Annotated in this window: 9 protein-coding genes, 1 rRNA gene and 1 riboswitch; of the genes, 3 read left to right on the forward strand and 7 right to left on the reverse strand. The window is 60.0% G+C overall.

The window, feature by feature from the left end; translation table 11 throughout:
- A 16S ribosomal RNA gene (locus AB5Y50_RS00420) occupies positions 1 to 82 on the reverse strand; the annotation flags it as partial.
- A 605-nt stretch (positions 83 to 687) separates the two neighbouring features.
- On the opposite strand from AB5Y50_RS00420, the gene AB5Y50_RS00425 reads away from it, so the two are divergent.
- Positions 688 to 1,179 carry an RNA-binding protein gene (locus AB5Y50_RS00425; protein WP_319883083.1) on the forward strand — a complete coding sequence of 164 codons (492 nt, stop codon included), beginning with the start codon at positions 688 to 690 and terminating at the stop codon, positions 1,177 to 1,179.
- Between the two features lie 3 nt (positions 1,180 to 1,182).
- Here AB5Y50_RS00425 and murI read toward each other — a convergent pair whose 3' ends face one another.
- Together murI and AB5Y50_RS00435 are read right to left on the reverse strand one after the other, a co-directional pair.
- Positions 1,183 to 1,971 carry a glutamate racemase gene (gene murI, locus AB5Y50_RS00430; RefSeq protein WP_319883084.1) on the reverse strand — a complete coding sequence of 263 codons (789 nt, stop codon included), beginning with the start codon at positions 1,969 to 1,971 and terminating at the stop codon, positions 1,183 to 1,185.
- Positions 1,972 to 2,085: 114 nt separating this feature from the next.
- Positions 2,086 to 3,954: a TonB-dependent receptor gene (locus AB5Y50_RS00435; protein WP_319883085.1), complete on the reverse strand. Its 1,869-nt coding sequence runs from the start codon at positions 3,952 to 3,954 to the stop codon at positions 2,086 to 2,088.
- A gap of 51 nt (positions 3,955 to 4,005) precedes the next feature.
- A riboswitch (cobalamin riboswitch) is annotated at positions 4,006 to 4,184 on the reverse strand.
- 207 nt (positions 4,185 to 4,391) lie between these two features.
- Between AB5Y50_RS00435 and purE the strand changes: the two genes are divergently transcribed.
- The gene (gene purE / locus AB5Y50_RS00440) at positions 4,392 to 4,901 is read left to right on the forward strand and encodes a 5-(carboxyamino)imidazole ribonucleotide mutase (RefSeq protein ID WP_319883086.1); all 510 of its coding nucleotides are present in this window, start codon (positions 4,392 to 4,394) and stop codon (positions 4,899 to 4,901) included.
- The gene (locus AB5Y50_RS00445; protein ID WP_319883087.1) at positions 4,898 to 6,022 is read left to right on the forward strand and encodes a 5-(carboxyamino)imidazole ribonucleotide synthase; all 1,125 of its coding nucleotides are present in this window, start codon (positions 4,898 to 4,900) and stop codon (positions 6,020 to 6,022) included. The genes purE and AB5Y50_RS00445 overlap by 4 nt, the downstream gene beginning before the upstream one ends.
- Positions 6,023 to 6,094: 72 nt before the next feature.
- Here AB5Y50_RS00445 and AB5Y50_RS00450 read toward each other — a convergent pair whose 3' ends face one another.
- The 4 genes from AB5Y50_RS00450 to AB5Y50_RS00465 all read right to left on the reverse strand — a co-directional run.
- Positions 6,095 to 7,288, reverse strand: a complete 1,194-nt coding sequence (locus AB5Y50_RS00450; protein WP_039040686.1) for an MFS transporter — start codon at positions 7,286 to 7,288, stop codon at positions 6,095 to 6,097.
- A 109-nt stretch (positions 7,289 to 7,397) separates the two neighbouring features.
- Positions 7,398 to 8,126 carry a LytTR family DNA-binding domain-containing protein gene (locus AB5Y50_RS00455; RefSeq protein ID WP_039040685.1) on the reverse strand — a complete coding sequence of 243 codons (729 nt, stop codon included), beginning with the start codon at positions 8,124 to 8,126 and terminating at the stop codon, positions 7,398 to 7,400.
- A gap of 76 nt (positions 8,127 to 8,202) precedes the next feature.
- Positions 8,203 to 9,876 carry a sensor histidine kinase gene (locus AB5Y50_RS00460; RefSeq protein WP_319883088.1) on the reverse strand — a complete coding sequence of 558 codons (1,674 nt, stop codon included), beginning with the start codon at positions 9,874 to 9,876 and terminating at the stop codon, positions 8,203 to 8,205.
- A gap of 224 nt (positions 9,877 to 10,100) precedes the next feature.
- On the reverse strand, positions 10,101 to 10,325 hold a 225-nt coding region (locus AB5Y50_RS00465; RefSeq protein WP_368162380.1), incomplete at its 5' end, for an integrase core domain-containing protein.

A 10,325-nucleotide genomic window follows, 5' to 3' on the forward strand; every position in this document is an offset into this window, starting at 1 on the left:
TACTTTCCCGCTGCCGCTCGACTTGCATGTGTTAGGCCTGCCGCCAGCGTTCAATCTGAGCCATGATCAAACTCTTCAATTTAAGTTTGGTTGCCTATAAAGGCGGCTCAATGAATTGCTGAATTAACTGCTGCAACTTAAAAGTTGCTTTGGTCACTTCATCAGACATTGAAAATCAAAAATTGTTTTTGATGCTCGATGCTGTGAGTGCCCACACAGATTGCTTGATTCAAATTGTTAAAGAGCGTCACGCTTATCGCGCTGAGGAGGCGCATCTTACGCTCCTCACTTCGAAAGTCAAGCGATTGTTTTCGCTTTTCTTTCGGCGCCCACTTCCTAAGGAAGCTAGCTCATCTGTTCGGCGTGTTCCGCCGTGCTGGTAGGGGCGCATTATAGGGAGGCCGGTTACGATGACAAGGGATTTTTTGAAGAAAGTCACGGAAACTTCAAATTATCCAGTTAGAAACAACTTACCCAGTGTATATATACAATGTTATCCACAAGCTGATGATTTCAGCCCTCTTTTATTGGCATTTATCAGGATCTTCCTGGCTGAAGGAATGCCATACTGAAGCGGATAATTTGCCTCAAGTGGTCCATGGTAGCGTCTGGTCGTAAAGCTGGTTACCATGGAGGTGAATAGAGTGTTGCACCTTTTTTGCTTTCATTTACAAAAGGTCTTTAAAGATGAATTTATCCAAGCTTCCCGTTTATGTGCAGGCAGCAGTTCTTGCTCTGGTATTGGCGCTGCTCGGCTATCTGGTTGCCCAGGCCCTGCAGTTCTCTCTGAAAGTCGAAGTCATTTTTGCCGCCGGTCTGGCCATTGGCGGTTTCGTGGTACCGCTCTTCCTGAACCGTGCGCCTGCCACCGCCCTCGAACAGGCGACCAGCCAGGAGACCTGTACCTTATATGTAGGCAACCTGCCCTATCGCGCCAACGAGATTGCGGTGCGCGAACTCTTTGCCGAGCAAGGTCAGGTACTGTCAGTTCGTCTGATGAAGGACAAGGCCACCGGCAAACGCAGGGGCTTCGGGTTTGTGGAGATGCCTGTCGCCGATGCGGCCAAGGCCATCGCCGCGCTCAATGACAAGGAGTATCAGCAGCGCACCCTGAAAGTGCGTGAAGCTAATGACAAGCGGGACCGGGATGAGAAGGACGTCAACGACGTCGACGCCTGATATTCAGTACACCACCTCTTCGAGTGACGACAGCCCCCAAGCTTGCAAGGGGGCTGTCAGTTTCTGGGCCCCAGCATCCAGTCGCGTGCAGTAGGCACGTCCCGTCCCCTCGCCAGGTGCCTGGACCGGCAGTGTCGCCAGCAGATGCGCCACCCGCCTTGCCACGGCAAGACCCGAATCGACCAGTTGGCATTCCGGCATCAGCTGTGTGATCTCTTCGTTGAGCAAGGGGAAGTGGGTACATCCCAGTACCAGGGTATCCGGCCTCTCCTCCCCTTCCATCCAGTCTGCGAGCACCTCTCTGAGCAGGGCCATATTGACCGGCAACCCCGCCAGCTTGCGCTCGGCTTCGATAACCAGTTCGGTGGCCCCCTTCAGCAGCACATGCTTGCCCGGGGCGAACTGGGCGATGAGTTCATGGGTATAGTCACGGCTGACGGTGCCGGGCGTTGCCAGCAGACCGATGTAGCCGTTACGGGTCAGGGCGGCGGCGGGTTTGATGGCGGGCACCACCCCCACTACTGGAATGCTCAACTCGGTGCGCAGGGATGGCAGGGCGATGGTGCTGGCGGTGTTGCAGGCGATCACCACCAGGTCGATGGCGTGTTCGGCCACCATGTGGCTGACCAGACGGGTGCAGGCGGCAATCAGTTCCGACTCGCTCAGCTCACCGTAGGGGAAGTGGGCGTTGTCGAAGCAGTAGAAATAGTTGTGTGCCGGCAGGGCGCGACAGATCTCCCCATAGACGGTCAAGCCGCCCATACCGGAGTCGAACACGAGAATATTGGCCACCTGAACTCCCCCTTGGATGCGAGGCGGCGATCATACTCCCCCCTGCCGCCAATAGAAAAGGCCCCGCACATGGCGGGGCCTCGCTTTTTCCTCTCTATATAAGCAGAGGCGGGATCAGAGACGGTAATCGGCGGTCAGCTTGAACTCTGTCCCCGCCGCCGCATAGCCATAGGCAGGCACATAGTCGCGGTCAAACAGGTTGTCGATGCGTCCCCCCAGGGTCAGCTGTGGCAGCACTTCGTAGCTGGCCCCCAAATTGACCAGGGTGTAAGAGCTCAGCACCACCCGCGCTGCGGGGAAGCTGCTGAAGTTCTTGTCGTCACGCTGGCCCACGTAGAGCAGCTCGGTCGACAGATCCACCGGGCCCAGCTGTGCCTGTGTCAGCCAGCTCGCCTTCTGCTTGGCGCGGCGCAGCAGCGGCTGATCGCCGTCGTTCTTGTCTTCGGTCTTGGTGTAATCGAAGCTCAGATCATGATGGAGCGGACCGGTTTCCAGCCCCAGCGCTACCTCCACGCCGCGGATCTCGGCATCCGTGTTGTCCGGTTTGCAGCTGGAGAAGGCACTCTGGCAGGAAATCAGGTTCTGGATCTGGTTGCGATAGAGGTTAACTGACCAATCCCAGGCGGTATAACGGCCAGAGAAGTCCAGCTCCAGGTTCTTGCTCTCTTCCGGCTTCAGATCCGGGTTCTCATAACCGGGATAGTAGAGATCGAGGAAGGTCGGCGCCTTGAAGCCGGTGCCGTAGCTCAGCCGGACATTATGGTTCTCATCGATATCCAGCCCGCTGGCGGCAGACCAGGTGTTGTGACGACCATATTGCTGGTTGTCATCGGTACGACCTGACAGCTCCCACAGCAGCGCCTGCCAACGGTAGCTCCCTACGGCAAACAGGCCGGTATTGTCGCGGTCGGGGGCATTGAAAGCTTTATTAGACCCTCGAGAGTCTGACTTCATCTCCTCACGCTGCCAATCTGCACCGCCTGTCAGGCTGACCCCTTCAATACCACTCCAGCTATTGATCCAGGATAAGCGTGTCAAACCTGTATGAATGGGCTGGCCAGTCTCTTCCCCATTACTCTCCAGCCAGTTCTTCAGCTTGTTCTCACCGTAACTGGCTTCAAATCGACTGATCAGATCCTTACTCTGGAACTTGAGACCACCGTCATATTGGAAAGCCTGAACCCGACTTTGATCTGATGATGGAACGCCAGGCGCAAGCCAGTCTTCACCACCATCTATATCAGTGAGGTTGTTATAACCCTGCGCGTTAATGTCGGCACTCCAAGCATCATTGAAACGGTGATTCAGACCAATCTGGCCATTCAAACCAGCAAACCCATCCCGATCAGGCTGTATAGGGGTAGAGCCATCTTGTGCCTTAATATCAAAACCATCGGTACGCTCGTAGCCGATCAGCATGTTCATATCGGTTTTTTGACCCAATGACTGAACCGTTCTGAGCTCGCCTTGGCCATAACCATTGCTGCCAGCACCGCCCTTCAGGTGTGTCTCGCTGCCATTTTTGGCGGATGTTTTGGTGATGAGGTTGATAACGCCGCCAATGGCATCGGAACCATACACAGCCGCGCGTGGGCCACGGATATATTCGATGCGCTCGATATTGCCGAGCGGGATCTGGCTGAGATCCGGCGTGCCGGCCACCATGGCCGCGATGGGGCGCCCATTCATCAGCACCAGTGAATGGTTGGAGTTGGTACCACGGATGAACAGGCTGCTCATGTGGCCTCGGCCACCCAGGGTGGTGATCTGCACGCCGGGCAGCGTCTTCAGCAACGCTGGCAAGCTCTGCACCTGGCGGGATTCGATCTCGGCGCGATCGATCACCACAACGGGAGCCAGTACCGAGCTGATGGGTTGCTCCACCCGATTGGCGGTGATGACCAGGGTAGGATTGACGGGGATGGTGGTCTGGGCAAAGGCCGCCGTTGGCAACAGGGCAGCCGCCAATAATGTCTTGGACATGAGAGATCCTTAAGTTCGCGTAAGCATCTACTTCGTGGCCGGTTTCTCTCGGCCCGAAATACGAACTTTGGCAGGTCTTCGGGCTTGGGGGCTGATGGCCTACGGCGACGGCTTCCCACCTGACGGCAGTGCCCTGATGTCGCTTCGTTCCCCCTTACCGCTGCGCGCCAGCTCCGGATTCTCACCGGATTCCCTTTTAAGCATGATGCGCCAAAGCGGGGGGATTATAGGCAGAGCCGCCTTGGATGTATAGCCATCTGGATTTCTAATGTCGTTTTTACCCAAAGCCGGTGCCAAGTGGCGCAGATCCTCGCCCCCTCTCGTACCTTGAGGCTCGTTGACCGTCATTCGAGAGGGTCAAACACAAGAAATGTTGAGCCAGATCCCACGGCTTTTTGGTAACATGCGGCAAACGTTTGACATCCGAGGAAGCCGTAATGACGACCCCCCCTATGATCGGCCTGGTAATGGGCTCCGACTCTGACTGGCCCGTGATGCAGGCCGCCGCCCGCATCCTCAAGGAGCACGGCGTGCCCTATGAAGCGCGCGTCGTATCCGCCCATCGCACCCCGGATCTCCTGTTTGAATATGCCGCCAGTGCGCGCGATCGCGGTCTGCGCGCCATCATCGCCGGCGCCGGCGGCGCAGCCCACCTGCCGGGCATGCTGGCCGCCAAGACCACGATCCCGGTGCTGGGCGTGCCCATCCCCACCCGCCAGCTCAAGGGGATGGATTCCTTGCTCTCCATCGTGCAGATGCCCAAGGGCGTGCCGGTCGCCACCTTCGCCATCGGCGAGGCGGGTGCCGCCAATGCCGGTCTGTTCGCCGTGTCCCTGCTCTCTGTCGCCCAGGATGGCGACGCTCCCCGTTATCACCAGCAGCTCGATGGCTTCCGCGCCAAGGAGCGCGACCGGGTGCTGGCGCTCATCCTGGAGGAGCCGGCATGATACTGCCCCCCGCCACTTTGGGTATGCTCGGTGGCGGCCAGCTCGGCCGCTACTTCGTGATGTCTGCCCACCGTCTCGGCTACAAGGTGATCGTGCTGGACCCGGACCCCATCAGCATCGCCGGTGCAGCCGCCGACGAGCAGATCGTTGCCGCCTATGACGATGCCGGTGCCCTGCGCGATCTGGCCAGCCGCTGCGACGCTATCACCTGCGAGTTCGAAAACGTGCCCGCCGCCTCCCTGGCCCTGCTGGAGCAGTACAAGCCGGTGCGCCCGGCCGCGAGCGCAGTACGTGTCTGTCAGGATCGCCGGGAAGAGAAAGCCTTCCTAACCCGCGCCGGCGTACCGGTCGCCCCGAACCTGACCCTGCTGCCCGGCGAGCCGCTGCCCGCCCTGCCCAGCGACCTCTTCCCCGCCATCCTCAAGACCGCCCGCGAGGGCTACGATGGCAAGGGGCAGTGGACTATCCACAATGCGGGCGAATTGCCGGCGGCCCTGGCCGCCAGCGGTGTCCCTTGCGTGCTGGAAAAACGCCTGCCACTGGAGGGGGAGTTTGCCCTCACCCTGGCCCGCAGTCCGAGCGGTGCCATCAGTGCCCTGCCCCTGGTGCAGAACTGGCACAGCGGCGGCATCCTGGATCAGACCCGCTCCCCGGCCAATGTGCCCGCCCTGGAGCGCGAGGCCCAGCGCATCGCCGAGCACATCATCGCCGCCCTCGACTATGTGGGTGTGCTGACGGTGGAGTTCTTCCTGGTCGGCGGTGAACTGCTGGTCAACGAGATGGCCCCCCGGCCCCACAATTCGGGTCACCCCAGCATCGACAACGCCGGTTGCAGCCAGTTCGAGTTGCAGGTGCGCGCCCTGTGCGATCTGCCGTTGCCGGCACAGGCTGAGGTTCAGCCCGCCATCCTGCTCAACCTGCTCGGGGATCTGTGGCAAGACGGCATGCCGGACTGGGCCGGCGCCCTGGCCCTGCCCGGGGTGCACCTTCACCTCTATGGCAAGGGCGAAGCCCGCCCCGGCCGCAAGATGGGCCACGTCACCGTCACTGGCCGCGGCTGGCCAGCGGTCGAGGCCACCGCGCACCAGCTGCGCGCCCTGCTGGGTCTGCCCCCGCGCTGAGTCCACCCCTTGACATGCAAAGACCCGGGCCAAGGCCCGGGTCTTTTTTTATGATTTGAGAAGCGAGAGGGGTCAGGCCCTGTCGACAGCCGCAACGGGAGCCGGCAGGCGGATGGTGAGGGAGAGCACCAGGGCCACCACCAGCAACACCAGAATGAGGTTGAAGGTCGCCATGAAGCCGCCGAACAGGGAGGCCACGATGGAGCCGATGATGCTGCCCAGACCAAAGCCCAGGTAGATGACGCCGTAGTTCTTGGTCAGATTGTTGAGGCCGAAGAAGTCACTAACCAGCGAGGGGTAGACGGTGATGGTGCCGCCGAAGCTGAAGGCTACACAGGCCACTGCCACGAAGAACAAGTTGGCATTGAGCGGCACGAACAGCAGCAGCGCCATGCCCGCCAGGGTAATCAACTGGGCGATGGTGATGACCCGGATACGGGACATCTTGTCGGAGAGGATGCCCAGCACCAGCCGGCCGCCCAGGTTGGCCATGGCGATGATGGCGACGGCGTTGGCGGCGACCACGGCCGGCAGGCCCACCATCTTCTCGCCGATGTCCTTGGCCACGCCGATGACGTAGAGACCGCTCATGCAGGCGGTGAGGAACATCAGCGCCAGCATCCAGTATTGGGGCTTGCGCATCGCCTCGGCCAGGGTGAAGTCGCGGCTCTCGCTCTGCTGCACGGCGGCGGCCTGCTTGGGTGCATCCTTCATCAGCATGCCACCCACCAGCACCATGGACATGGCGATCAGCCCCCACAGCTGGAAGGTGGTCTCAAGGCCGTTGCTGGAGAGCAGCAGCAGGTTGATGTACTTGAAGCCCAGGCTGCCGAGACCGTAGGCACCGATGGAGCAGGCGGAGATGAGCCCCTTGCGCTCCGGGAACCACTTCACGCAGTTGGAGAGGGTCATCAGGTAACCGGTACCATCGGCAAAACCGACCAGGATGCCGGCGCAGAGGTAGAGCATCGCCAGGTTGCTGGCATGAGCGGTGAGGAAGAAGCCGATGCCGAGCAGCACGCCGGCGCCCAGGGTGACGTTGCGCACCCCGAACCGCTCCTGCAGCTTGCCTGCCAGGGAGGAGGCCACCGCCAGGGAGAGGCTAAGCAGGCCGAAGGCGAAGGCGACCTGGCTCACCGGCTCGTCCAGCTTGTCAGAGAGCTGGGCGTTGAACAGGCTCCAGGTGTAAACGGATCCCAGCGCGAACTGGGTGATGATGGTCCCCAACAGGGTGAGGTAACGGGTGCGATTCAGCTCTCTGGTCATGATGCGTCTCGAGGAATGGCCTTAAGGAAACTGGGGCCACTATAGGCAAGACGCCGCTCCCGCCGACCGATTACGGCATGAAATGCAGATCGGCGGGAATGAATGACAATCAGAGCCGCATCAGCTGACGGAATGCCTTGATGTTGCTGCGACTGACCGGCACCTCGAATGGCAGGTCATGGAGCCGGATGAGATAGGTGCTGTTGAACCAGGGCACTATCTCGCGGATCTTGTTGATGTTGACGCAGTAGGAACGGTGGCAGCGGAAGAACCCCTCGGCCGGCAACCGGCTGACAAACTCGCTGAGGGTCATGGTCATCACGTAGCGATCGGTACGGGTGTAGACATGGGTCAGCTTCTCGTCCGCTTCCGCGTAGTAGATCTGCTCGCAGGGGGTGACGATGATGCGCTCCCCCTTCACCAGATTGACGGTGCGGTTCTGTGGTGTCCCGGACTCCGCCCCCTGGGGCTGGGACTTGCCCGCCAGTTCGAGCTTTTGCAGCAGATTGATGAGGCGCGGCTCGTTGTAGGGCTTGAGGATGTAGTCGAATGCCTCCAGCTCGAACGCCTCCACCGCAAACTCCTTGTAGGCGGTGACGAAGACGATATGGGGCGGATGGCTGGACTTGTGCAGGTTCTTGGCCAGCAGCAGGCCGTCGATGGCGGGGATCTGGATATCCAGAAACACCACATCCACCTCGTGATCCTGCAGATACTTGAACGCCTCCAGCCCGTCTTCGAAGCTCGCCACTATCTCGATGTTGCTGTGCTGCCCCACCAGAAAGGCCAGCTCCTCGCGGGCCAGATACTCATCTTCCACAATGATCGCTTTCAGCATGACATTGCCCCCATAAGGAGCACAGGAGAGGCCAGCTCCTCCCGTATCAAACATTCGTCTTCCACTATGATGGCTTTCAGCATGGCATTGCCTCCTGATCAGGCAGATAGAAACAGACTTCGGTCCCCGGCTCCAGCCGCTTGAGGTGCAGGCCGTCGCCATAGAGCAGCTTGACCCGCTGATGCACGTTCATCAGACCGATGCTGCGGCTCTCCACCCGACCGGCGGCGACCCCGTCGATCACCGCCTGGCTGATGCCGTAGCCGGTGTCGCGCACCGCGACCCGGATGCCGCCCGCCAGCTGCTTCACCTCGATGGTGACCCGACCCGGCGCACTGCGGGGCTGGATGCCGTGCAGGATGGCGTTTTCCACCAACGGCTGCAACAGCAGGCTCGGCACCTGGATATGCACGTCGTCCACCTCGAACACCACCTCCAGCTTGTCGCCGAAGCGGGCCTGCTCGATGGCCACGTAGTCGCGCACCTGCTGCAGCTCCTCCTGGATGTCGATGAGGGTGTCCCCCTTGTTGAGGTTGTAGCGCAGGTAATCCGCCAGATTGGCAATGAGCTGGCGTGCCTGCTGGGGACGGATGCGGATCAGCGACGAGATGGCATTGAGGGCGTTGAACAGGAAGTGGGGGTTGATCTTGCTCTGCAGCGCGGTGAACTCCGCCTTGCGGGTCATCTCCTTGAGCTGCTCGATGCGCGACACCTCCATCTGGGTGGAGATGAGCTGGGAGAGACCCACCGCCATCTCCTTGAGGGAGCTGGTGATGCTGTGGGTGCGGCGATAATAGATCTTGAGGGTGCCGCTGACGGCGCCGTTTTCCCGCAGCGGAATAATGATGACCGAGTGAAAATCGGAGAGGTGATACTGGCGCAGATCGTTGTTGATGATGATCTGGTCCAGCAGCACCGCTCTGTGGGTCATGTCGCTGATGGCGTGGTGCTCGTCCAGCTCGTAGTAATCCTTGCCCACCCCCACATAGGCCAGCACGTCGCGGGTATCGGTGATGGCCACCGCATCGGCGCTGATCTCGCTGCGAATGATGCCGCACACCTGGCTCAGGGAGTGGCGATCGATGTTCTGGAAAAACGGCAACGTCTTGTTGGCGATGTCGAGCGCCAGCTTGGCCTGCTTGGCGGCAATCAGCTCCTTCTCGTCATCCAGATCCTGCACCAGCTTGATGATGAGCCCGATACAGAGCGCACCGGCGATCATCGGGTAGGCAATATGACTGACTATCTCCACACCTACCGCATGGGGCTCGGTCAGTTGCCAGATAAGCAGCATGGTCAGCCCCTCGCAGGCCATCCCCGCCAGGATGCCATAGAGCCAGAGCCGCGACTTGCGACAGCGCAGGTGCAGCCAGGTGGCCAGCAGGCCGGCGATGATGCTGGCGATGAGACAGGGAATGGAGGTGTGGCCATCCATGTCGATGAGATAGCGGTGCAGACCCGAGATGACCCCGGCCGGAATGCCGACCCAGGGGCCGAACAGGATGCCGCCCGAGATGATGGCGATGATCCGCACATTGATGAGGGCCCCCTCCACCGGAATGCCGGTGTAGGTGCTGAACACCGCGAACAGACAGAAGATGGCCGCCACCAGCACCAGCTCGGCCGGGGTGTGATCCCGCTTCTGGAACAGCCGCTGAAACGGCTGGGTGCGGGTGAGAAGAAAGAGCGTCATCAGCATCAGCGCCGCCCGCTCAAACACCGCCAACAACATCATCTGATTTTCGAGCATGGCTCTCCTCCGTCAATGGCATGGCGCCAGGGGGCGGATCATACCCCTTATCTGCCGCCGACTCATGGGCGAATCCGGGGAGAGCGGTTCAGCATTCGGGGAAAGCGCCGATAAGAGGAGGCCCTCGCCAAGGAGGGCCCAGTCCGACAAAGGAGATAACTATGTTTCAAAAAAGTGTACAGATCTAGTTATCACCTGACACCGGCCTCAAACCGGTGTCTTGTTTACGCTACTTTAGTGCGCACTTCCTTCGGTATCAATTTCAGACCCTTTTTGAACATGCTGTAGGGAGTCTGTCCTTCCATCATCCTGCCCTGATGTGGCCGCTGGGTGTTGTAGTGCTCCAGGTAGCTATCCAGGTCTGTCTGCATCTGCTCTACCGACTCATACCAGGTTGTCCTCCCCTTGATACGGAAGTGTTCATCCAGCAGGGTACGATGTAGCCGCTC

This window comes from Aeromonas sp. s6 (assembly GCF_040907815.1).
Classification (GTDB): domain Bacteria; phylum Pseudomonadota; class Gammaproteobacteria; order Enterobacterales; family Aeromonadaceae; genus Aeromonas; species Aeromonas caviae.